Raw genomic sequence first — 24,102 nt, forward strand, 5'->3', positions numbered from 1 at the left:
AGCAGTCAGCTGGGCCGGCGCGCTTTCCCTCTCAGCCTAAGCAATCGCTAACGCAGCACAGATGACGCTAGAGATCACTGCACACCACAGTCCCATCCTGCTTCCTAATAGGCTGCAAATCCCAAACCTTTAACTCCGCTTTTGCCGCGGTGACCTGCCACTGAGAATTTTCATCCAGAATGGATTAGAGTCCTGTCCATTGAGGACGGACGCATGAAGAAGCAGAGATTTACGGAAGAGCAGATTATTGCAGTGCTGAAGGAGCAAGAAGCGGAGGCTAGAGCCGTCGACCTGTGCCGGAAGCACGGGATTTCTGAGGCAACATTTTACAACTGGAAAGCCAAATACGGTGGGATGGAGGTCTCTGAGGCAAAACGTCTGAAGGCGCTCGAAGAAGAGAATGCCAAACTGAAGAAGCTGCTGGCCGAACAGATGTTGGATGTGGCTGCACTTCGCGAGCTTCTTTCAAAAAAATGGTAGGGCCTGCCGCCGAGCGTGACGCCGTCGCGCATCTGAAGTCCGTCATGCGCCTTTTGGAACGGCGGGCCTGCCAGATCATATCCGCTGACCGAAAGACGATACGCTATCGGTCCTGCCGCGCACCGGAAGTCGAACTGTGGACGAGGCTGCGCGATCTCGCCAACGAGCGACGACGCTTCGGATATCGGCGACTGTTCATCCTGCTTCGGCGGGAGGGAGAGCCGTCCGGCGTCAACCGAATCTACCGGCTATACCGAGAGGAAGGCCTGTCGGTCCGCAAGCGAAAGGCCCGACGACGTGCCGTCGGCACACGCGCTCCGATCCGGTCGAGGCGAAGGCCAATGCCCGCTGGTCACTGGATTTCGTCTACGACCAGTTCGCCTGTGGCAGGCGCTTCCGCGTGCTCAATGTCATGGACGACGTCACACGCGAATGCCTCGCCGCAATCCCGGACACATCGATCTCCGGCCGTCGTGTTGCTCGCGAACTAACGATGCTGATCGAACGACGCGGTAAGCCCGGCATGATCGTCTCCGATCACGGCACGGAGTTCACGTCGAACGCAATCCTGGCCTGGTCGAAAGATCACAAGGTCGAATGGCACTACATTGCGCCCGGAAAACCGATGCAGAATGGTTACGTCGAATCCTTCAACGGCCGCATGCGTGACGAACTCTTGAACGAAAGCCTGTTCTTTGGCCTCGATCATGCCCGTAGCGCCATCGACGAATGGACCAACGACTATAATCATTTCCGGCCACACTCATCGCTCGGATATCAAACCCCGGCAGACTATGCCGAGCTCATCGCCGCAACCGGCTCCAACGCTGCGTAAGATGAAGGCTACAAGTTTCCGCCGGTTGCTCAAACAGCGCCATTTGGCGTATCCAAAACCACCGAGGCTCTAATCGCCGCCGGATGAAAATTCAGTGGCAGGTCACCAGGGGCGTGAACACTTCTTGATGTTCCAACAACTCATAACCGAGCTCATACCCATATCCCTTTTCTCTACAGATTTTTTTGACGCTTTAGTCGCGATTGCAAGCTTTACCTTCAGCGTGCTTTCAATGGTGAGGCGGGGTCAGCCACGTGACAAGACCATCGCCGACCGCAAACCACTCACTATACTGCCCGCTGATACTAGAAACAGCTCTTCATAGCCTGTGTCTGCATTGGTATGCTCTGAGCCGAATGTAAGGGAGAACGTTCTTGCTGACCGCGCTAAAGCGATCGCAAGGCATCCATACGCAGCACCAACATCACCGAACTGCAACGCAGGAAAAACGGGTAGCAGGTCACTCTTCAAGCAGGCAGAGTTCAGGCGGTGAATAGCAAAAGACAATTCGGTGGCGCGGTAGCGACTGTTGTTCCAATCGGCGATCCAGGCACTGATCGACATTTCTCTACGCCCGCTAAAGGCGAGATCTGTCGCCACGAATGCTGCCTCGCTTAACGCATTGAAGACACTGTCAGCCTCTTGGTACTCTCTGACAGGCTCCACCCTATGTCCCGCACCCACAACCTTCAAAGATGGGGTGACCTCGGTCTCTCTCCTGAATAAAAGGATGCCAGCTGCTTCACCTGGAATGAAGCCAAATTGATTTTGTTGGTTGAAGAGGCGTCTCTGATCATTGAGCCGGTTCAGCCGCTGCCGATCATTATAGCTGTCCACTGCCGCGATCAAAACGACATTATCGCGCTCCTTTGACGGCTCCATGAGGCAATCCGCAACTGCAGATCCTACCCCGGCATGGCCGGCGGCCCTTATCACCGTTTCGGAGATGACAATACCTAACCTGTTAGATAGGCTATCGCTCATGTCATTTATCAGGTTGCGACCGACAACTGCAAGTGAGGCCTTATCGAGCCCGCTCGACTCGTCGACTTCCGGAAGGATGAGGATCAACTTTGCTCCTCGGCCACTTAAAGCTGACAACGGTTCATCGCGAAAGGCCAAGCGCGCAATTAGATCAGCAGTTGCCTCATGAAGCAACTCACGCAAACGGTATGCAAGTTTGCCGATCCTGTCTTTTTGCCTGAAAGCGCAGAGTTGCGGTTGAAAATCGCTGCCAATAAACGTTTCATACCGAAAGAGGGCAGATTTCTCTTCCTCCAGTGAGGCATGTGTCGCATCGACGCCCGCGCCTAAAGCGGACGAGAGACCACATTCAAGAACCGTAAACATAGACGTCAACCGTCGCTCTCATCGCTGATGACCAGACGGTTGATGTCACCGCCAGAGATGACGTTCAGAAACTCCACAACCCCGTATTTTTGTTCATGATAGTCTCCAAGAAGCAGTTGGATCTCATCGCCACACTTACGTTCGAATATTTCAGCTTCGTTATCTCGAATTTGTTGGTCAAGCTTATCCATGGACGTAAATACGCCGCTGTCGACCAAACGGAGAAAATAGTCCTCAATTTTTTCAAGGTCTTGGGATGGAAGTAACTTATCGACTGGCGATGTAATAATCAGTCTATCCAATTTCACACCGCCGTTGTCCATAAAGTCCTCATTCATCGCTCCTTGCAGCGGCGCGTAAGCAGGGAAGATTATCCCTTCCTCGGCATAGGTTAGGACATCTGGAGTGACCACCATCCGCTGATCAGCGCGATCCATCTCGGATATGACCAAAGAGGCTACGGTCTCGCGAAAGGCCTTGGGTTTGGGCAACGCGTCTATATCGTCTCTGAGCAGGCTCTTGAGAGATTCATATGTCTCAAGATTCGTATGATGAAGATTGACGACCAACCGGACCGTGGCCACCAGCGCGTTATAGTGCAGGCCATTGCCTACAACATCGACGGTCATATGACTATCTGCGTTCCACTCCAGCGTCACCTTCGCCGTTTCGCGGGTGGGGAAATAATCCCAGCAGAAAAAACCCAACTGAAAAGCGTCCTGCAACTCTGCAAAAGCCTCTTCGATCGTATCCTGCCGCTCGATGTCAGGAAACATTCCCGCGCAATAATGCACATTGATCCGGAACGTTCGGAGATAGAGCGGCAGGGAGCCCGATTGTACGATTATTTCTTTGATGGCGCTGGACATAGATACTCTCAGTTCTGGGGAGCGCGGCTTAATCAAAACGTGTCAGATAGGCTTCTACCTTATCCTTCTGTTCCGGCGTGCCGGTGCCACCGAACGCGAATGCTTCCAAAGCGCCATGTGGCATGCGAATAGGAGCAAGATAACGTGCTACTGCCTTATAGGCTCCGATATCTTCACCCATATTTAGGTCACCCCAGATCGGGCGATCGCCAGCGGTTATGCAAAGAACGCCGCCGGATTTTTCCACTTGTACATCCAGCGTTTTGTTTAACTCCGAGTGATCGGGGAGACGATCCCAGAACTCAATGCCCACAAACGTGCGCCAGCCGATATCGCAGATGCCCGGTCGCTCTCCTGGCTTCCATCGATAAGCTGAGCCTTCCTTGCGGAGGCCGTCCATGAGCATATCTGGCGTGACATCGATCGCGGCTCTATATCTAGCTGTCGTGCCGCCCATCATAAACTGCAAGCTACTTTTGTAAGGAGGCAGAAAAAAGCCCATCCCCATGACACCGCTGATCACCGGCGCCTTGATGAGCTGCTCTGTCACGAAATTCGCAAAATCCATCGCAGCGTTATTGTCTTCAGGTATAGCAATCTCGAGAAAGTTGAAATAACTTCGCTGCTCAACTCCGAAAAACGGAAGGGCTGGCTCCTTAAAACTATCGAGAGCGTAGCCGTACCGTCTGAGGCCCTCGCCATATTCTGTACTCTGATTTTCGAAAAACGAACGACCGTCTTCAATGATCTTGAGGTTCGTCCACCGAATCTTACCTGTATATCCCGTGAAATTGTAGGAAGAAACATTGGCTCTCTCACCGAAAAGCGCCTCGAATTTTGCGTAGATCGAAGCCAGTATCTTTCGATTGCGATCGGCATGTATGTCACCATCGATGATCGCGATGATGCGAAAAGCCGGCACGGCAATCGGCTCTCCTTCATAAAGAATGAAATCAGGCATCAAGGCCTCCAATTACGTTTACTAGCTGGAAGGCACAACCAAGCCGCCCTTCTTGTCGCACCGGCAGGTGTCATTGTCGATTTTTTTAGGTGACCTGCCCGAAGCACGCCGATAGGCTTGCTCTTGCTGCTGCTTCCTCTGCCATTCATCCTGGTAACCCGTCTCAGGATCGTCAAACTTATAGTCATAGACTTCGATCAGATCACCGTCCTTACCCTGAATACCAACGTCGGGGACCACTTTGATAGCCTTGTCTATGACCGTTTGCGACTGCTGAATCATGTCGTAAATTTCATAGCCAGTGTAAGCGAGGTCTGCGGCATCCACTATCGTGGAGAGCACATTGAGGCCGGGCACAAGCTTCATCCAAGCTTTACCGGCCATCTTCATACCCTTCTCGACGATTCTCCTTTTTACTAGTTTGTCGATCTGCCGCTTTATAGCGGCCTTCATAGCGGACTGATCATAGATCTTTCTGGCTCCGTCGAAAATTTTGTCTGCTGAACCGAAAAATGTCTTCTCGGCATGTCCAACAGCGCCGGGAAATTTTCTGGCGATGGCCTTCGACAGGCGGCTGTCCCCGCTTTTGAGCGCGTCGGCTGTTCGCTCTTTGGCCAAGGTCGAAGGACGCTTGCAACTGCCGCCTTTTTTTTTGCACTCGTGCCATTCATCGCGAACCTGACAGAAAATCCTGCAAAGCTCCTTCACCAGTTCTTCCAACTGGGCAGGTGGCTCGTAGTGTCCGCCGGCGCCGGATATGCAGTTCTTGTTGTTCATAAACAGCTTGTCCGATAAACGGCATATGTTCCTGCCTTCGGCATAGACATTCGGCGAATAGGTGATCCAAGTGGATTCGTGCATATTTGTACCGGACATCACCCCTTTTTGGGTGCCCGGCTCGTCGCCGTAACCAGGAGTATGTGCAGACCCCTTGACTGCCACCGAATGCCCGCCATCGGCAAAAACCGTCCGCGTTCCACGAATAAGGTCTTTAGAAAAAGAGATGATTGAGTAGGGAACAGGGACAGGGCCGGAGGGAGTTAAGCAAACATCTGGAGTCGAGTTCTTCTCATACCCGCCGGTGCCCTTATGCGACATTGTTAGCCCATTAGTGGAGACAGTGTTGGGCATCGTCAAACCTCCATGCCAAGACCGTCGAAGCAGTCCATATCGTCCGGCCGCACGCGGAAACCAGAATGGCCACGCAGTACAAGTTCACTGCGCTCGACCAGCACATCGTTGGTAGCGCTTAGTAGAGGCATAGCGCCGCAATAGGCTAACGTTAGCAAACCCTCATCCGGAAAAAGATGGATAGTTTGCAGCGTCATGGACGTCTCCTGCCAACGGTGCTTGAAACGCGTTGTCAGCTCGAACTCCAACGTCGGCATTTCGGTCGTGAAATGCCTCAGAGACGCATCGCCGCCGTCCGGCAGCACATTAGTGAGTGTGATCGTCTGACCCACGGGCGGCGTTTTATCGAGTTGCTGGTCTGCAGGCACACATTGCCAGTAGTCTTCCTGAAGGTCGTCGGGTAGCAGCGGCGATTTTCTCCGCATCCAATTTTCGTCGTAGGTGCCTGAATATTGCGCCCGTTGTGGCCAGGATTTCGGGATAGCGGAAAAAGCTGCCGGCTTTGCACGGTCGTTCCATCTGGTGAGGGGGGAAGCCCCCGGCACGTAAAGGCGCGGAAGCGCCTTTCCTCTTGCGGCGGCTTCGGACACCCAGTAACCAAGACCCAATGGGTTCTCCGCAAATTCCTGCGAACGGCCGGCTTCGCTGTCCGCGTCGGTGCCGCCGAAAGCATTGCTAAAGCCAAGAAAGACTGGCGCGTCGTCGTCATCCTGCAATAGCTCCGCCGTTCTTCCAAAGCGGATCATAGCGGGCTGGACGGAAAGGGACTTGGACCAAGATCCGATAGAGGCTGAAACCTCGAAAGCCTCGTTTCTGGATGTCGAAGCCGGGCGGTAGGCGTGGCCGGTCAAAAGGAAATCGGGCCTTGCTTTGGGAAGACCGATATCAGTATCAGCCATCAACTCACTTGTGCCGACTTCGGCGCGGTAGACAGGGGCACGAAAAAGATCGATTTGCTTGCGCTCGAACAGGCACGACCGTCCGTGGCGCATGCGAAAAGTTCCTTTTGCCCAGACGAACCAGTAGCTGCGGCCTTCCTTGTCGCGGTCAAAGCCCGCGAAAGCGGCAAATGGCGTTCGGTTGGCAAGCGTCCACATCGAGCCCATCCTCTTGGTTTCAATTGAGTTCGACCACCGCACCTTTCAGAGCCGTGCGTCCCAGCGCCTCAATGGACACATCGTCCCCTAGTATACGGATGCGGCCATCTGGATAGAGCCGTAGTTCCGAACGACCGCATTTCAGGCAAAGGGGCTTCTCAGACACCGTGCTTACTGTCGACGTTACACCCTGTGAGAAGGTCCGGGCGATTGTGTCGATGGTCACATGACCGATCAACAGCACTTGGCCAGTCGCCAGCTCCATACCGATCGCCAAGCATCCCACAGCATCCTGAGCAAATGGATTTCCTGCCATCACTCGGCCGGGATCGATGCCAGCGACGGTTGGCACGCCTGCGGCCGAAACGTCAAGGATCAGATGGAGGCCGAACCGATCCAGACCGGAGGCGGCCTCGATCGGTTGAAGACCCGACGAGAGATCAGCAGAGATATCGTGCTTCATGATGATGTTGCTCCCCTGGTTAGCGAAAAAGATAGCGTTTCGCCTTAAGAAGGTGTTTCAGATTGTGCCGCTGAAGAAACGGTTGAACACTATGAAATACGCGACGACAACTGCGAAAAGCAGGAATGCCGGCCCGCCCTTGAGTTCAAAGCCTGCATCAGTTGTTCCCCCAAAAGGATGGCAATGATGTATCCAATAACTATGAAAGAGGTCAGAAAATCTAGAATGAAGGCGAGAACGGCCCTCCATGTAGAGACTTGGTTGTCTTCCATAGTGCTCATGGGTTACTCCTGACTCCACTCTGCGCGTCGCAGTAAGCTGGCGACCGGATCAACGTCCAACCGCTCGCAGTTCAAACTCCTGCTCAATCTCCTTGTATGCTTGCCCTAGTGAGATTTTCGCCGCCGAATATGCGGAAACCCCCGTTACCCATCCCTTGAAAATAATCTGCTGGGCATCCTTGTCGAAGGAAGCGATGTTCCTGCGCGCGTCGTAGGTGTTCAGTCCCAGAACCGAGATAGAAGACGGCGTAGCGTTTTTCTGGACATAAATCTCCGTCACGAAATGCCCGCCGCTCTTCGTGTCCCATCCTCGCGCATAGGAATGTGCAAGAATTTCGCCCGAGTGGCTTTTGATGGTTTCCATGTCCGCGTCCCCAACAAATGAGGCCTGCGCACTGTCATCTATCTGCTTAGTAAAGGTGGATATCATATCCATGGCGATTTCTGTGCCTTTCGCCAAATCCACAGGGCGGATATGGACGACGATATTGGGATATTCCTCGCCACCTAAAGAGAGATTGTAATCAGACGTTCCCTCCGGCTTGTTGCTGCTATCGACTATTTTCAGGTCCCAGCCACGCGGGTAGAGGAAAACCTCCCCGGATTTAGCAGTTTCTTGCTTCAGGCTTTTAATGGCTTCGCTGTCGTTCTCCATCTGGATCCCGCCAAAAAAGCGCGACAGAGCATCCTCGAAGCGAGGATAATCCCCATAGTCGAAAGTTGCCTGAATGATTAGAACCTCGCGTCCATGACTGATAGCTGCGAGCCGGGCCATACGACCATAGCCAGTTCCCTCCTTAAACTCGCTTGCCGCGAGGAAACCAAATACGCTGTTCGTCCTGGTCGTGTCCTGGAGAATCCGATTATAGCCGTTTAGGGCTAGGAAGCCGTATCCAGCAGTTTTTGCATCGGCGAAAGAGGCAAACTGAATGCGCTGCACCTCGATCATCAGCTTGTCTCGGTTTTCCGGATCGTAGATACGCGCGATCACGCCCTCTTTAGAGGGTGAAGGCTCTGTCCAAATATGCAAGCTGTCATCCAAGATGGTTGAGAAACTGAATCCGGTCTCACCGAGATCAATTTTTTTTCGTGAGAACTTGCCTGAGATTTCGGTGGTCGTTGCAAGAATTCTCTCTGTAGAATAGGTCTGGGCCATCGCCACCTCGGAGAGGAAAAAGTTGGAAAGCATGGACATCCCGATTGTAAGAAGTGCGTTTCGGCATACTTTACCGATGTCCTGCGGGTTAGATTTTCCTTTTAGCATCACTAAGCCTATTTTGTCGGAGATTGCACGCCAAGACCAAGCTTTGCTCCGGCACTAGGTCCAAGTGCCGCTTTTGCTTTAGCCCTAAAACCCGTTTTGCCGTCATCGAGGGTGCCTAGTTCGGCTTCTGCCGTCGCTGAGGCGCCAATTCCCGCCTCTCCTCCAAGCTCAATGAAGACGCCCCAATCCCAGCTTTTATCGATCTCCCCAAGCCGCGCATCCCACTCCGCCCATTCGGCAATGCCGTTGAAGGCATGGACGACGAAATTGCCCGCACGATACGGTGTAACCGATACTCCCAATCCGCCTTTCACCTGCGCGAGGGTCAGATCCACGCCGACCTTGCCCTGGGCTGTTACAGTTGGTGAGCCATTATATGCGCCAAGCTTTACGCCCGCTTCGGCAATTGCTTCCCCTTTCATAACATCGACGCCGCCGTTAGCATTTACCAGTCCATCTTTATTGAGTGTGCCACTCATTTCTAGAAGGCTGGCAGACGCCGATGCTCCCGCTTTCGCGGTAATATTTGTATTACCCCCTGCCCAATCGTCGGAAATCGCTACGCCGGCTGACGATTTGGTCGTTCTGTTGAGAAAACCTGTCTTGCCCTGAGCAAAGCCATCCTTGTCCTCAGAAGAAAAATATGACTTTTCATCATATTTCTGCTCGACACTTGCACCCATCTCGTACTTTCCTTTGATGGGTTTTCCGGTTTCCTTGTATGTCGAGGTGTGCCCTTGCTTACTCCCCCTGGACCCGTCGGCCCATCTCGTATTCGACCTTTCGTAAGCCTCTTCAGATTCAACCTTGGATTTCGCGGTTGCTGCGACTTCTGGATCGCTCGACTTATCCTCGTCCTTTCCGTCTTCTTCCTTTATGAGCTCGTTGGCAGGACGATGCTCCGCTTCCTCGGCGACCTTATGGGGGTCGCCGTTTGTCTCGGTATAAGATGCATCCGTCGCAAAACCGTCGCTGGACAGAAGCGTATTCTGATGCGGCTGTGGCGTTTGCCCGCCAACCAGCGGACTGACGGCGCCGTATGGGTTAGGAGGGAATTGCCAAGGATTGTATGAGACAGGCTCGTAGCCGGGTAGGAAGGGAGGCCGGACATTTTGCGAGGATGGAGCCGGACAGAACCCTTCCAAATCTTTGCGAACAACTTGTCGTAGCGCATGCTCCTGCCTTGAGCTCCGTAAAGGCAGAGGCGGTAGAATAGGCGCAAAGTTGGGATTGCCGCGCCACGCCTCAAGATTTTTCGCCTGCGGTTGGGACTTGTCGCTCATGGCGATTAGTTCTCATCGATTCGGTCGGCCTTGAACCGAATACGCTTGGCCTTAATCGTCACGTCACCTTCCTTCGACATCGTGATCAGCACATCTTCACCGACACGAATATTGAACTGCTCGCCGACATTAATATTGTGAATCCTTCCGATATCGGCATCGTAACGTCCACGCACAATCAAACTCATCTTCTTCCCAACGGTGGTCTGAAAAAGATTCGCGACGATTATTGATTTCGCGACGCCCACGATTTCAGAGCTGCCACCATGGACGATCTCTGATTTGTTCTTCTCAATAAACATTTGATAGTTGCCTTTGGCGAAGTTGAACGGATCGGGAATCCGCATCTTCTGCATGAAGTCTGAGAAATTGCCGAACATGTTCATCGTGCGTGAAAGAAGATATTCGGTCAGCTTGTTTTGTCCCACCGCAATCGACACGTTGCCGGCGACCACCTGCTCATAGTCGCCACCAACGAAGCCCGTCTTGTCATTTGCCACATGCTGATGGCGATCGTGTTCCACCCGCTCGCGGGTGTCGTTCAGCACGTGGACATCATGATCCTTTTGCGCATGCAGAAAAAGCTGCTCCTTACCTGCCTCGTCCTCGAAGGACAGTTCGTTAAAGCCGGTGCCTTTATGGGTATTAGAGCGCAGCACCATGCGCGTTTTGTTAGCGGGAAGCTCGTAAGGGACGCCATTGGCTGGGTTGGGGACGACACCGGTGACCAGTGGTCGATCCGGATCGCCATCGACGAAGGCAACCATCACCTCCATACCGATGCGGGGGATGATCTGGCCGCCCCAGGTGGCGCCCGCCCAATTCTGTGCCACCCGCACCCAGCAGGTATCTGTCCCATCCTTCTTCGCCTTGCGGTCCCATGGGAACCATAGCTTGATGCGGCCATATTGGTCCGGGTGGATTTCCTCTCCCTCCGGGCCTGCAACGATCGCAACCTGTGTGCCCTCGATCCGTGGGCGCTTGGTGATCCGGTGCGGGGTCAGCGGCACGCGCGACGGGATGGCTTCGAAGCTGTTGCGGTATTCCGGCTCGTTGCCGTTTGTCTCATAGGAGCGATCGACGATGGTGTGGGTCGCCTTGATGATCACATGCTCTTCATAGTCATGCTCGGGATGGGCTACCTCGTAAGGCGTAAAGCGCCGTCCGGCTTCGAGGATGCGGGAGGTGGATGCGCCGAAGACGCGGTCATGGTCGGCTTCGATGGCCTGGGTTCGAAGCTTCTGAGCGCGTTCGGCTTCTGCCACCGTCTTGATGCGGGAAGGATATTCGTAAAGCTCGCGCTTTGTCGCGTCCGGCATCTGCACCAATGATGGCGTCATGGTGCCCGGCACCATCGAAGGTGTCTCGAAGTTCCAGTCGGCACCGGCACGCTGGCCCGGCACGTAGGAGAAGCGGCGCGCCCAGTCATTGATGTGGTTGCGGTCCGAAGAGCCCTGCGCCAGCCTCACCCTGCCTTCACCTTGAGCGGAAGGAGATGGTCCAAGCCAACCATTGGCGCTATCGGCCACGTGCAGCTTGTGGGAGCCGTCCTCATGGCTGAACCAGTAAAACAGCCCGTCCTCCTCGAAGCGGCGCAGGAGGTAATCGAGGTCCGTTTCGTTCCATTGAACGCTGTAATGCTGCGGTGGCGGCGGTGTGATGATGCCGGATGTGTCGGGTGCAGGAATGCCGTGTTCGGAAAACAGCGTCTCGGCAATTTCAACCACCGTCTTGTCCATCCAGATACGGCAGTCGGAGCGGCGCGAGAGCAGCCACATTTGCGGGCGGATGGTCATGGCGTAGGAGCGAAGGCCGCGAGTGATGGGTGGGCCTTCATGCAGCTCCGTCACCAGACCGTTGAATGGGCGACGCACACCACTTCCTTCTTCGCCATCGCCCTGTTGCACCTCCACAGAGACATCGACCAGACGGCCGATCAGTTCCTCGGGCTTGACTGCTTCCTTCTTGGCGCGGACGCTGAGGTTGATCTCGAAGAGTTGCGATACGCCTTCCTCGATCACCATGCGTTCGGGGAGAAGCTGGTCTTCACCCAGCGGGGACTTGACCTTCAGAACGCGGCTCGCCTGGATAAAATCAGACGATGAGGGCTGGTCGGTCATGGTCTCTCTCCGCGATCAATCAAATGAGAAGCGACACGCATGGACTGTGGCTTTCACTATGACCTGTTGTGAAGCAAAGTGGCTCAACCCTGCTTCCAATACCTGGAACTGCCTGTTCGCCATCGAACGAGCTCACACAATTTGCTCAAACGTCCGTCAACGACGTTCCCCTACGAGATAAGCGTATTTGAATTTCGTCGCGTTGTTTGGAATGGCATCCGCTTTGGGCCCAAACATCACGTCCGAGGTGAGAACGGTCCCAATCTCCTTTGCCGTGGGCGCGGTGCCAAGAAGATATATATCCCTCGACAAGAACATCTGATTGCCAAAAGAGTTTGCAACAGCATAGTTTACTTGAAGGGCGAATGCGCTGTGCCCATGCTGAAGGAGAGCCTGGCTAATCTTTGCTTCATTGGCCCGTATCCACTTCCGCAACCACACGGAAATCGCACCTTCGTTCAGAGCAGCTGCAGCCTGGCTGAAGACGGCAGCAGCAGCCCCGCCAACTGCGGCTCGCTGATTGAATTGCCTAGGGCCGTCCGGGAGGCTCATATAGGAGAGGTCTGGTCCCCTACCCATTTTTTGAGGGGCAAGGACCTCGTCTTGCCGAACCGGCCGGACGATAAAATTATCTGTAGAAACGGAAAAATTGGGCATTCACGACGCCTCCCTTGTGAACGGTACAACCGATATACGCGGCTCCATCAGCGCTTCAGCGCTATTGGCCCGCAGAGCACGAATGGGGGTGATCCGGCGCCCTGTGAAAGGGCACCGGATCAGTTTCCTCAGGCGGCCTTGGTCGTCGCCAGATCGTAAGAAGCGATCATTGGAGACTGCGGCGAGTTGTTTTCGTCTGCAGGCGTATACTTCACTTCGATCTTCGTGAAATTCAGCTTGATCGTCTCGACGGGACGATCACCGCTGGAATCGACCGAATAGCTGGCGATGAGCGTATTGGTAAGGAGATACTGGATATAGGTATTGCCGGGATCCCCCGTCGTTACCAAATGAATGGTAGCAGTTTTACCCTGGCGGCCAGCGCATGCTTCTTGAAACAGCTTGGTGGAGGAGGAGTCGCTGACCTTCGTGAGAATGACTTCCGAAATGGTCGGCTCGGATGCTTCTCGATTTGCTGCAGAGCCCGCAGCGGTGTTCATGTTTCGCGTCACATTCCAGTGGATGGCTTCGATGTCCATCCACTTGCGATGTTCCTGATGAGTCGCATCACCCTGAATACCGTCCAACTGCAGATAAATTGGCATGCTGTAAGCTCCTGTTTGAAACGACCTCTTGCTCCGAGGCCCTGTTACCTTTCAACCTGACGCCGCACACGCCGGGTTGCCCCTTTGGATGCGACAACTTCATCCACCCCGGCAGCATCTGCCGAAGCGAAATCGCCCGTTTCCCCAGCCGCTTCGGCATGAACGCCGAACCGCCTACCGTCAAAATCGACAGTGACCATCCCTACCTTTTCACCGGCAACAACCCTCTCAAGGAAGAAGCTGGAAAGGGGTGGCAGGAGGTCCTTGCCCATCATGATTTCGATTGCGCGTGCTCCGATGTCGCTGGAGCCCGCCTTATTGACCAATGCCGCCCGCGCCGTTTCGGAGAGCGACAACTCCGCGCCGTAGGTCGCCCTGACCCGATCGCGGATTTTTTCGATCTGAATGTCGACAATCCTTGAGAGCTGTTCGGCTCCTAAGGGCATGAATGGCAGAACGATCGTGCGACCAAGGAAGGCTGGCTTGAACTGCTTCGTCAGTTCCGGCATCAGCAGCGCTTCCAGGGCCTCGCCTTCGGGCATCGTCTCAGGATCCGCAGCAAGCGCCGACAACAATTCCGATCCGGTATTGGCGGTCAAAACGATTGTCGTGTTCTTGAAATCCACATCGCGGCCTTCGCCGTCTCGAAGAACACCTTTGTCGAAGACTTGGTAGAAGATATCCTGAACACCCGCATGCGCCTTGTCGATTTCGTCGAGCAGAAGAACGCCAAAAGGACGACGTCTCACGGCCTCTGTCAGCACACCTCCCTCACCATATCCCACATAGCCGGGAGGTGAGCCGAGGAGCAGCGAGACTTTGTGCTCCTCTTTGAACTCAGACATGTTGATGGTCGTGAGGTGGTTGCTGCCGCCGTAGAGGAAATCGGCCAGTGACAAAGCTGTCTCCGTCTTGCCGGTACCGGACATGCCGACCAGGAAGAAAACCGCAGGGGGACGTCGTGGATCGGATAATCCTGCGCGCGCAGCACGCATGGCGTCGGCAATTCGATTGATTGCCGCGTCTTGTCCAATGACCCGCTGCTTCATCCGATCATCGAGTGTTCGCGCACTTTCGATCTGGTCTGCAAGCAGCTTGCCAAGCGGAATGCCTGTCCAGCGCGATACCACCGATGCTATGACCTCACGGTCGACCACGGTGGGGACAAGTTTATCGGCCTCTGACTTCGAAGAGGCAAGCCTTAGAGGCGCGACGTTCGACTGGGTCAGCTTCTCATCTGTTTCTTCCGATGCAAGGAGTTCCCGCATCTCAAGATCATAGCGCGCCTGCAATTCGTCGATTTGCTGCCCGACAGAAGCGATCGTCTCCTCTATCGCTACCATACGCGCAGCCAATTCATGACTGGCTGGTTCACGCTTCAGCCAATCCCGCTCAATCATGAGAAGGCTTTGCTCGCTTGTCAGGGCGCGCAGCTTCTCCGGCAAGGTTTGCCGGGCGAGAGAAACCGCCGCTGCAGCCGTATCCAGCAGGCTGACCGCCTTGTCGGGAAGCTGACGCGCAGGCAGATACCGCGCTGAGAGCTGCACCGCCGCAACGATCGCATCGTCTCGAACAATAACGTCATGATGTTTGACGAAAGTGTCCGCCACACCTCTCAACATGCGGATTGCTGTCGCTTCATCCGGCTCGCGAACATGCACGGGTTGGAAACGCCGGGTCAAGGCGGCGTCTTTCTCGAAATACTTCTTGAATTCGCTCCACGTAGTCGCGGCAATCGTTCTCACCTCTCCACGCGCAAGCGCGGGCTTGAGAATATTGGCTGCATCGCCTTGTCCTGCAGCACCGCCGGCGCCAATAAGCCCATGCGCTTCGTCGATGAATAGGATGATTGGCTCAACCGATTTCTTGACCGCGTCGATCACGCCGTGGAGCCGACGCTCAAATTCGCCTTTGACGCCCGCTCCTGCCTGAAGGAGCGAAAGATCAAGCGTCAGCAGCCTGACGTTCTTCAGCTTTTCGGGGACATTGCCGGAAACGATCTCAAGTGCGAGGGCTTCCGCCACAGCCGTCTTTCCAACGCCCGCCTCGCCAACAAGGATGGGATTGTTCTGCCTGCGCCGCGTGAGGATATCCACAATCTGGCGCAGCTCGTCATCCCGCCCGATGACCGGATCAATCCGGCCACCCCGTGCGTCAGCGGTCATGTCTTTGGTATAAAGCCGCAGGAACTCGTTCTGCTCGGCAGAGCGCGCCTTACCGTCCTCAAGCAGCTCTGCCTTGCCTGTGTGAGCGTCATCCTCAACGCTCCGCAGTCTCTGAAGAGCGTTGCGATCCATGCATTTCAAAGATGGCAGAGTGGACCGAACGAGGGTTCTAAGCGATTCCTCCTCGTCGAGTGCCAAAAGAAGATCGGCCAGCACGACGTGCTTACGGCCAGCCTCAAGCGACGCTAGCAGCCAAGCTTCTCGACCCGCTGCGAGCACGTTCTGCGACAGCGAAAGATCCTCTCCATTGCCGATAACGGCATCCTCAAGGCTACGATCGATCTCCGCCAGAAGACGCTGACGCGGAATACTCAACTCGTCGAGGACACCAACAAACTTCTCAGATTCTACAACCGATTTCAGCCAATGAGGAACGTCGACGTAACGGTGACCCATCCTCACTGCAACCGAAGCAGCAGCTTCCAAGGCTACGCGCAGCTCAGGCTCAAGCGCTCCGATGAGGCGATTGAGATCGATATGCGACATGCAAGTGCCTCCTGCCCTTGGTCAATCCACAACGTTGCGTAGTACAATTAAGATGATGAAACCGGCTTGTCTAGCCAGAAGTTGATTTTTTTATTTCGCAGCTTAAAACGTAGATGCCGCAATTTAGACACATTTTGAAGAAGTCTGTCTAAAGTCTGATTGATGAATATCCTTACGTTACGGAAGATGGCGTCATAAAACTATTACATTTACTAGAGGAAAAACTGCATTTGGACGCGACATCGGACATAGGTACTCTAGAGTTTTCGGGAGATTGCGAAGAAAATATTCGCGTCAATACGAGAACTCGTGAACTATATTACAAGATAAAGGACGAAAGAAACCAAGCGCGCGCAGAAGAACGTACTGTATCGCCTCAAGAGGTTTTGAAAGTCTCCAGTAACTGGGAGAACGTAAACAATCTTGGATTGCAGATTATATATTCGGAAAGCCTCGATGTTGAGATCTTGGCCTGGCTGATGGAAGCAAAGCTGAGGCTCGAGGGCTTCGCTGGTTTGCGTCAGATTTACGAGATATGCGAGCATATTTTTCACAACCATTGGGAAAATATTTATTCGATCGACGACGATAGCGAGGAAGACAAGTTTGCTCCCTTTGCCGGATTAAACGGTATCGGGAGCGAGGGCTCACTCGTCCAACCGTTGCGGCTCACGTCCCTCGTTCCGGGAAAAAAGTTTGGCGAAAACAGCCTGTGGGACTTTCAGCTTGCTCAGCGACCAAATGAAACGACGCTTAAAGAAGAGCTTTATCGGGCCGCCACGGAAGCAGGGAGCACCGCGATGACGGCTCATCTTGCGGAGGTGAATGGCTGCCTTTCGGTCTTCGACCGGTTGATGCGGCTTTTGACGGAGCGTTGTGGTCAGTACGCGCCGCCAAGCTCTAATATCCGCAATGTGCTGATCGAAGCGGCAGCCGCTATCCGTGCTCTTGGTGGCCGCGATGCAGATCAAACCGAGATCGATGGGACGGAGCCCGCGGCAACCAACGACGATGCATCCGCCCCCATCGCAACACGCCCCTCGCCTTCTCTCAACCCAGAGGGCATTGGGTCTCGCGATGAGGCGTTTGAAACTCTTCTTCTGGTTGCGCGTTATTTCCGTCGAACTGAACCGCATTCACCAATTTCGTTGGCAATCGAGACATTGGTTCGCAGGGGGCGCATGGATTTTTCAGAGCTGCTCGCCGAACTTCTTCCCGAAGCTCAGGCCCGCAATGCTGTTCTCACCGCAGCAGGCATCAAGCCTGGCGGTGAGAGCAATGGGAACCAATGAACCGGGTACAGATGCTGTGCTCTTCTCAATCAACCATGCGGATACGCATGAAGGAGGTCTAGATGGCAAGTGTTCATGAAAAGCTGGAGCGAGTTCGTAAGCCGCGCGTCCACATCAAATATGAGGTGGAAACGGAAGGCGCCATGGTGGTCAAGGAGTTGCCCTTCGTCGTGGGCGTCCTCGGCGATTTTTCGGGCAATCCCACTCAGCCACTCAAACCTTTCGGCGAGCGCAAGTTCGTCCAGGTCGATCGGGATAATTTCGACGAGGTGATGCGTCGCATGACGCCCGGCCTGAATATCTCGGTCCCCAACACATTGGAGAAGGATGGTAGTGACATTCAGGTCAATCTGAAGTTCGAAAGCATGGAAGACTTCGAGCCCGGCTCCATTGTTCAACAGGTGCCGGCAATAAAGGCGCTTCTGGATGCCAGAAACGAACTTCGCGATCTCCTGTCAAAGGCCGATCGCTCCGAAGATCTTGAGCGCATGCTGGAAGACATCCTGCAGAACAAGACAGACCTGGCAAAGCTGGTTTCGGAACTGAAGGAAAAGAACGGTGCTGCTGAGTAATCGCGCGCCATCAGAATTTTCGAACAGCCCCACGACCGGGGATTTGAACGGTTCAAGCGGCGGCACCGGCCGCAAGTGGAAGGATTGAGATATGAGCGCCGAAAGCCTGCTGAAAAACGAAACACAGGCCACAACCGCCGAAGACCACGGACTTCTGTCCAAAGTCGTTGCCGCCACCAGGCAAACCGAACCGGACCGCGCGCAAAATCTGCTGCGCACACTGACCGACCAAGCCTTGAAGGGAACGGTCAAATACGACCGCAATCTGACGGTCACGCTAAATCACGCGATTGCCGAACTCGACAAGACAATTTCGGAGCAATTAGCGGCAATCATGCAGGCACCGGAATTCGCCAAACTGGAGGGGACTTGGCGCGGGCTGAATTACCTGGTCAAGAATTCCGAGACGAGCGTAAATCTCAAGATCCGCGTGATGAATGCCGGTAAGCGGGAAATCTCCCGCGACCTGGAGAAGGCAGTGGAGTTCGATCAGTCGCGCCTCTTCAAATCGATCTATGAAGACGAGTTCGGTACGCCGGGCGGCGAGCCGATCGGCGCCCTCATCGGCGACTACGAGTTTGACAACTCCTTTGATGATGTCCAAACGCTTCAAGGGGTCTCCGCCATTGCGGCTGCGGCGTTCGCGCCTTTCATCTCGGCCGCGAGCCCGCGAATGTTCGGCTTCGAGGATTATCGCGATCTTGCGCGTCCACGTGATCTCGAAAAGATTTTCGACACGGTGGAATATGCAAAATGGCGCAGCTTCCGTGAAAGCGACGATTCCCGCTTCGTGACGCTCGCCTTGCCCCGCGTGCTGGCGCGCATGCCCTATGGCCCAAAGACCAACCCGGTTGACGAGTTCAACTACGACGAAACAAGAGGAGCGCCGAATGGCGACCTGAAACACGACGAATATTGCTGGATGAATGCCGCTTACGTCATGGGGACCAAGCTGACCGATGCTTTTGCCAAGCATGGCTGGTGCACGGCGATCCGCGGTGCGGAAAATGGCGGCAAGGTTGAAAATCTGCCCATGCATGTGTTCTCCAGTGATGACGGCGATCTGGACCTCAAATGCCCGACCGAAGTCGGCATTACCGACCGTCGCGATGCCGAACTGGGCAAGCTCGGCTTCCTGCCGCTCTGCCACTACAAGAACACCGATTATGCCGTGTTCTTTGGCGCCCAGACAGCCCATAAGCCGAAGCTCTACGACCGGCCGGAGGCAACTGCCAATGCCGCCGTGTCGGCTCGTCTGCCCTATATCATGGCGACCTCTCGTTTCGCCCATTATCTCAAGGTCATGGGTCGCGACAAGATCGGCTCCTTCATGGAAGCTTCCGATTGCGAAGTCTGGCTCAATCGCTGGATTTCCAATTACGTCAATGCCAACGAGCAGGCGGGCGAGGAGAGCCGTGCCAAATATCCGCTGCGTGAGGCAAAGGTGACCGTTCAGGAAGTTCCGGGCAAACCGGGTGCCTATAACGCGGTGGCGTGGATGCGCCCATGGTTGCAGATGGAAGAACTCACGACCTCGCTTCGCATGGTCGCTCGCATTCCGTCCAAGAACTGAACCATGTTGGACATATGCCTGCCATATGTCCAAAGCATTCCTCGGAGCGTTGCTCATGGCGCCAAGGTCCTTCACGGACACCCGCAGTCTGGTCGATCAGCTCATCGCCTTCATTGACGAGGCGCTGAACGAGCAGGTCAATGCGATTTTGCACCATCGCGAGTTTCAAGCGATGGAAGCGAGATGGCGCGGGCTTGCCATGATCGTGCGTGAGGCATCGCGCAGCGATGAGGTAAAGGTCAAGCTGTTGAATGCCAGCTGGAGGGAGCTTGCCCGCAATCTCGAAAAAGCAACCGACTTCGACCAGAGCCAATTGTTCGAGATCGTCTACAACCGGGAATTCGGCATGCCGGGTGGCGAGCCGATCGGCCTGTTGATCGGAGATTACGCCTTCTCGCCAGATACCAGGGACGGTGTCGACTGCGTGACGGCACTTTCGCAGATCGGCATGGTCGCAGCCGCTGCCTTCTGCCCCTTCATCGCCGCCGCTTCTCCCGAAGCCGTCGGATTGCAGGATTTCTCAGAGATGAGCAGGGTCCATGATTTTTCCTGGCTTCGACAGGAAAAATCCCGGCTGAGATGGAACGCGCTGCGCGCCCGTGACGACTCCCGCTTCATCGGCCTCGTCGCCCCGCGCATTCTGTTGCGATCGCCCTATCGGCCTTTTTCGCGACGCCGCAGCGATCCCTTCCCGTTCCAGGAACATATCGCCGAGGACGGCACGACACTTCTGTGGGGCAATCCAGCCTTCGCCTTCGGCACGGTCGTCGTGCGAAACTTCATCGATAGCGGCTGGTTTGCCGACATACGTGGTGTCACGCAGGACACGGTCGATGGAGGAATGCTCTCCCCCTACCAACTGCCACCGCTCGACTTCGGGCTGGAAAGCAATGGGCTCTCCGCGCAGCCACCGGTCGAGGTGCAACTGTCGACGGGCCAGGAGCAGCAATTTTCCGATCTCGGACTCGTCCCGATCTCCACCACGTATTTGTCCAGCGTGGCAATCTTCAATGCCAACCAATCGCTGCATGCGCCAGGGCATTACTCAAGCGAAAGCGCGCGACAGAACGCCCGCATTGCCGCCATGCTGCAATATGTGCTCTGTGCCTCCCGCTTCTCGCATTATCTAAAAGTCATCATGCGTGACGATATCGGCCAACTTAGCGACGCAACCGCGATCGAACGCAAACTCGAAACCTGGCTGTCATCCTACACGCTCGGGAACGATGATGCTGAGGTGGCGCTGAGAACACGTTACCCACTTCGCTCGGCTGGCATCAGCGTCTTCGAGATCCCCGGCAAACCCGGTAGTTTCTCCTGTACCGTGCGTATCCAGCCGCACTTCCAGCTGGATGATGTTTCCACCAGCTTCCATCTGATCGCCGAGACGGCGGTACCGTCTGCGTCCCCATCGTGGACACCGGCCGAGCCTAAGAGGATCTCCGCATGACATTGCGCGCCGACATTTCCGATCTTCTTGACGAGAACCAGGTCGCGACCGCCCTTGAACTCGCGAGGAATCAGGTCAAATCGTCACCGTCCGACAAGGAGGCCAGACACCTCTACATCGATCTTTTAATTCTGGTCCGCGATTACGAAAAGGCCGACGCGCAGTGTAACCTGGCTGCGACCTTCTCGCCGCAGGACAGTGTCGGATTTTCGCTGTTGCGCCAGCAGTTGCGCGCCATGGCGGCGCGGGACGCATGGTTCGAAAACGCCGCCGTACCGGAATTCCCTGGCGGACCAAGTGAACTCGATCAACTGGCGATCAAGGCGAATATCGCCGCACGTGAGAGCAACATTATCGAAGCCGCTGACGCCTTGAGCGAGCTGGATGAGAAACGAGGCGACGTATCGATCGTCGTCAATGGCAAAAAGGCCAGTGATATCCGTGACCTTGACGATCGTGTTCCGCATGCACTTGAAGTTCTGACCAATGGTGGCAGGTATCTGTGGATCGGGTTTGACCGCATTGAAACTCTCACGATCGGGCCGATGACGCGTCCGCGCGACCTCGCTTATCGCGATGGCGAGCTGACGCTCAAGGATGGCGCCGTGGCATCGGTGCTTTTGCCCGCGATCTATCACGGGACGGACAAGGCGGCTGTTCTGCTGCTTGGCCGAGAGACACGCTGGGACGAGGAAAGCAGCCCACTTGTCACGGGTGAGGGTCAGAGATGCCTGTTGATCGGCGACGACCTCGTGCCATTCCACGAGATCACAAGAATTTCCGCGGCACCCCAGGCAAGTGAAAGGAAATCCGCGCGTGGTTGATCCGCTGGAGCAATATCGGCCGAAGCAGAGAACCCTATCCCGCTCCTTGCTCGACAGGCTGCTGGACGATGCGCCCGACATGGAGGCCGATCCGCTTGTCAGCCTCTCGGATCAAGTTAGGGAGATGCGTGAAGTGATACGCCGCGACCTTGAGGCACTTCTCAACACCCGCCGAAGTCCCTCGGGCCCACCGGGCGCGCTTAAAGAACTTAATGATGCGCTGGTTTCCTATGGCATGGACGGCGTCTTGTCGGCGAATCTTGTGACGGATGCGTCCAAGGATAAGCTTGCGCAAAGCATCGAGCGTCGCATTTCCATGTTCGAGACCCGCCTCTCCGATGTACGGGTTACGATCCTAAAGAACCGTATGGAGGGCGAGCGCGCCTTGCGCATGAGGATCCAGGCAACGTTTCGGCTGCATGAGGGGATGCCTCCAATCAGCTTTGAATCGAAAATCGATCCATCGACACAGCGTTTCCTCGTGGAGACCACCAATGGCTGATGGTTTTCTCGATAAATACAATGATGAGCTTTATGCGCTGAGAAAGCGAGCATCACGCTTTGCGGCGGCCTTTCCCAAAATCGCCGGACGGCTGCGCATGACGGGAGATGTCGCCGACGATCCTCATGTCGAGCGCTTGATCCAAAGCTTTGCCTATTCCGCCGCGCGCGTGCGCCAAAAGCTGGATGATGAATTTCCTGAGCTTTCCGACAGTCTGCTCGAAACGCTTTACCCCCATTATTTGGCGCCGCTGCCGTCCATGAGCGTCGTGCAGTTTGAGCCAGGCGCTACACTTGCGACGGTTCAGAGGCTCGCGCGCCATAGTGAGATTCTGGCAGAGCCCATTAATGGTGAAAGCTGCCGCTTCCGCACCACGCAGGATGTTGAAATCACGCCTCTAGCCATCTCTGGAGCAACGCTTTCCGGCCAACCCATCGATGCGCCGTTTTCAACCGCGTCGGCAGGTGCAGCGAGCTGCTTGCGGATCTCACTGCGTACCACCTCTCCGAGGCCCTCTACATTTCAGGAAATGGGGCTCGCGAAGCTACAACTCTTCATTTCCTCGGCTTGGCAACAAGCGACAGCGCTCTATGAATTGCTCGCCAATAATTGCGTCGGACTGGCGCTGGCACGCCACGCGGATGATCCGCAGGCGGTTTTCCTTCCTGCGAACAATCTAAAACCCTCCGGCTTTGCGCGCGACCAAGCCATGCTGCCCTATCCCCCAAACAGCTTTGATGGTTACCGTCTCCTCACGGAATTCTTTGCGCTACCGCAAAAGTTCCTATTCATAGACATTGACGGGCTCGACCGCTGGTCCGGTGGCGACTGCGAGCTCTACATCTATTTGAAGACCGCAGATGCTAGGCTTGAACGCATGGTCTCAGCCAAGGATCTGGTGCTGAACGCGTCGCCAGTCATCAATCTCTTTCAGCAAAGCTGCGAGCCTTTGAGCCTAGACGGGACGAGGACGGAGTATCGCCTCTTGCCGGACGCGCGCCGTCAGCGCACGCGCGAAATCTACTCGGTCGAGAATGTTCAACTCACAACCCGCGACGGGCAGGTCGAGAAGACATCACCGTTCTTTGGCCGTACGCAGAAAAGCAACGGCTCGAATGTCTTCTGGCAAACCTACCGCCGCTTCGATGAGGATGATGCTTCTTCCGACACCGATATTGCCTTTGTCGACGAGAAGCGCGGACCGCTGGGGCCGATCGATATTGTCGCCAGTGTCGATACGCTGTGCATCAACCGCGAACTGCCGAGCCAGTTGCCCTTCGGCGGCGGACACCCCTACTTGCAACTTTCTGCCGGTAACGAGGCAGTTCAGTCGATCCATGCGCTGATGCCGCCTACACCCGCCATCCGCATGAACGAGCGGACCACTCGCGAATGGCGTCTGATCTCGCACCTGCTTCTCAACCACCTCTCTCTGTTCGACAATGGCGGCGCGCCGCTAAAAGACATTCTGTCGCTCTATGCCTTTCGGGATTCGCCCGAAACCCGTCAGCTGGTCGATTCAATTTCCAACGTCGAGGCGCAAAATTCCCACGCGCGACTTGGTTCTGCTATGGTGCCCGGAACGGATGTCACGGTAGAGTTCGATCCATCGCTGATCGACAGGGCAGCAGCCTATGTCTTTGCCAATGTTCTTAACCATTTCTTTGGCCTCTATACCTCCATCAACAGCTTTACGCGCCTGACCGTGACCATGCGTGGCCATTCCGAGCCGATTGCCCGATGGCCTGCGCGCGCGGCAGATCGCCCGCTGCTTTAGGAGAG

Annotated in this window: 19 protein-coding genes and 1 pseudogene; 8 read left to right on the forward strand and 12 right to left on the reverse strand. The window is 55.2% G+C overall.

All coding sequences use genetic code 11. The features are described from left to right. The first annotated feature begins 213 nt into the window (after nucleotides 1-213). Nucleotides 214-1,402: pseudogene (locus ACTJKV_RS17820) on the forward strand (IS3 family transposase). 159 nt (nucleotides 1,403-1,561) lie between these two features. Here ACTJKV_RS17820 and ACTJKV_RS17825 read toward each other — a convergent pair. From ACTJKV_RS17825 to tssH, 12 genes are all read right to left on the reverse strand, one after another. Next, nucleotides 1,562-2,665, reverse strand: coding sequence for a hypothetical protein (locus ACTJKV_RS17825; RefSeq protein ID WP_062597828.1), 1,104 nt, complete (start codon nucleotides 2,663-2,665; stop codon nucleotides 1,562-1,564). Between the two features lie 5 nt (nucleotides 2,666-2,670). Beyond that, nucleotides 2,671-3,534, reverse strand: a complete 864-nt coding sequence (locus ACTJKV_RS17830) for a hypothetical protein (RefSeq protein ID WP_062597829.1) — start codon at nucleotides 3,532-3,534, stop codon at nucleotides 2,671-2,673. Nucleotides 3,535-3,562: 28 nt separating this feature from the next. Further along, nucleotides 3,563-4,495, reverse strand: a complete 933-nt coding sequence (locus tag ACTJKV_RS17835; RefSeq protein ID WP_113225789.1) for a DUF3396 domain-containing protein — start codon at nucleotides 4,493-4,495, stop codon at nucleotides 3,563-3,565. Nucleotides 4,496-4,516: 21 nt separating this feature from the next. Next, nucleotides 4,517-5,626 carry a DUF4150 domain-containing protein gene (locus ACTJKV_RS17840; RefSeq protein ID WP_113225788.1) on the reverse strand — a complete coding sequence of 370 codons (1,110 nt, stop codon included), beginning with the start codon at nucleotides 5,624-5,626 and terminating at the stop codon, nucleotides 4,517-4,519. Between the two features lie 2 nt (nucleotides 5,627-5,628). Continuing rightward, entirely contained in the window at nucleotides 5,629-6,723 is a 1,095-nt protein-coding gene (locus ACTJKV_RS17845; RefSeq protein WP_440599170.1) for a DUF2169 family type VI secretion system accessory protein, read from the reverse strand. 19 nt (nucleotides 6,724-6,742) lie between these two features. Next, nucleotides 6,743-7,186, reverse strand: coding sequence for a hypothetical protein (locus ACTJKV_RS17850; protein ID WP_440599171.1), 444 nt, complete (start codon nucleotides 7,184-7,186; stop codon nucleotides 6,743-6,745). A 330-nt stretch (nucleotides 7,187-7,516) separates the two neighbouring features. Beyond that, nucleotides 7,517-8,731 carry a hypothetical protein gene (locus tag ACTJKV_RS17855; protein WP_440599172.1) on the reverse strand — a complete coding sequence of 405 codons (1,215 nt, stop codon included), beginning with the start codon at nucleotides 8,729-8,731 and terminating at the stop codon, nucleotides 7,517-7,519. Between the two features lie 8 nt (nucleotides 8,732-8,739). Beyond that, entirely contained in the window at nucleotides 8,740-10,014 is a 1,275-nt protein-coding gene (locus ACTJKV_RS17860; protein WP_062597836.1) for a hypothetical protein, read from the reverse strand. A gap of 5 nt (nucleotides 10,015-10,019) precedes the next feature. Beyond that, complete coding sequence (tssI, locus tag ACTJKV_RS17865) at nucleotides 10,020-12,134, reverse strand: type VI secretion system tip protein TssI/VgrG (protein WP_440599173.1); 2,115 nt, start codon at nucleotides 12,132-12,134, stop codon at nucleotides 10,020-10,022. 156 nt (nucleotides 12,135-12,290) lie between these two features. Further along, on the reverse strand, nucleotides 12,291-12,791 hold the full coding sequence (locus tag ACTJKV_RS17870; RefSeq protein ID WP_312807989.1) for a hypothetical protein: 501 nt from the start codon (nucleotides 12,789-12,791) through the stop codon (nucleotides 12,291-12,293). Nucleotides 12,792-12,919: 128 nt separating this feature from the next. Then, a complete protein-coding gene (locus ACTJKV_RS17875; RefSeq protein WP_062426859.1) occupies nucleotides 12,920-13,396 on the reverse strand; it encodes an Hcp family type VI secretion system effector in 477 nt (158 codons plus the stop codon). 44 nt (nucleotides 13,397-13,440) lie between these two features. Further along, a complete protein-coding gene (gene tssH / locus ACTJKV_RS17880; protein ID WP_440599174.1) occupies nucleotides 13,441-16,107 on the reverse strand; it encodes a type VI secretion system ATPase TssH in 2,667 nt (888 codons plus the stop codon). Between the two features lie 230 nt (nucleotides 16,108-16,337). Here tssH and tssA point away from each other — a divergent pair, with 230 nt between their 5' ends. The 7 genes from tssA (at nucleotide 16,338) to tssF (ending at nucleotide 24,097) form a co-directional block, all read left to right on the forward strand. Continuing rightward, nucleotides 16,338-17,399 (forward strand): type VI secretion system protein TssA, encoded by a 1,062-nt coding sequence (gene tssA / locus ACTJKV_RS17885; RefSeq protein WP_440599175.1) that lies wholly within the window; start codon nucleotides 16,338-16,340, stop codon nucleotides 17,397-17,399. Between the two features lie 62 nt (nucleotides 17,400-17,461). Beyond that, a complete protein-coding gene (gene tssB / locus ACTJKV_RS17890; protein ID WP_440599176.1) occupies nucleotides 17,462-17,971 on the forward strand; it encodes a type VI secretion system contractile sheath small subunit in 510 nt (169 codons plus the stop codon). A 91-nt stretch (nucleotides 17,972-18,062) separates the two neighbouring features. Then, complete coding sequence (gene tssC / locus ACTJKV_RS17895; protein WP_062426855.1) at nucleotides 18,063-19,544, forward strand: type VI secretion system contractile sheath large subunit; 1,482 nt, start codon at nucleotides 18,063-18,065, stop codon at nucleotides 19,542-19,544. Nucleotides 19,545-19,599: 55 nt separating this feature from the next. Continuing rightward, complete coding sequence (gene tssC / locus ACTJKV_RS17900) at nucleotides 19,600-20,994, forward strand: type VI secretion system contractile sheath large subunit (RefSeq protein WP_440599177.1); 1,395 nt, start codon at nucleotides 19,600-19,602, stop codon at nucleotides 20,992-20,994. Next, nucleotides 20,991-21,818 (forward strand): type VI secretion system accessory protein TagJ, encoded by an 828-nt coding sequence (locus ACTJKV_RS17905; RefSeq protein ID WP_440599178.1) that lies wholly within the window; start codon nucleotides 20,991-20,993, stop codon nucleotides 21,816-21,818. The genes tssC (ACTJKV_RS17900) and ACTJKV_RS17905 overlap by 4 nt, the downstream gene beginning before the upstream one ends. Next, entirely contained in the window at nucleotides 21,811-22,320 is a 510-nt protein-coding gene (tssE, locus tag ACTJKV_RS17910; protein ID WP_112956344.1) for a type VI secretion system baseplate subunit TssE, read from the forward strand. The genes ACTJKV_RS17905 and tssE overlap by 8 nt, the downstream gene beginning before the upstream one ends. Further along, nucleotides 22,313-24,097 (forward strand): type VI secretion system baseplate subunit TssF, encoded by a 1,785-nt coding sequence (gene tssF / locus ACTJKV_RS17915; RefSeq protein WP_440599179.1) that lies wholly within the window; start codon nucleotides 22,313-22,315, stop codon nucleotides 24,095-24,097. Before tssE ends, tssF begins: the two co-directional genes overlap by 8 nt. Nucleotides 24,098-24,102: the final 5 nt, after the last annotated feature.

The organism is Agrobacterium sp. 22117 (assembly GCF_052045735.1).
Taxonomy (GTDB): domain Bacteria; phylum Pseudomonadota; class Alphaproteobacteria; order Rhizobiales; family Rhizobiaceae; genus Agrobacterium; species Agrobacterium cavarae.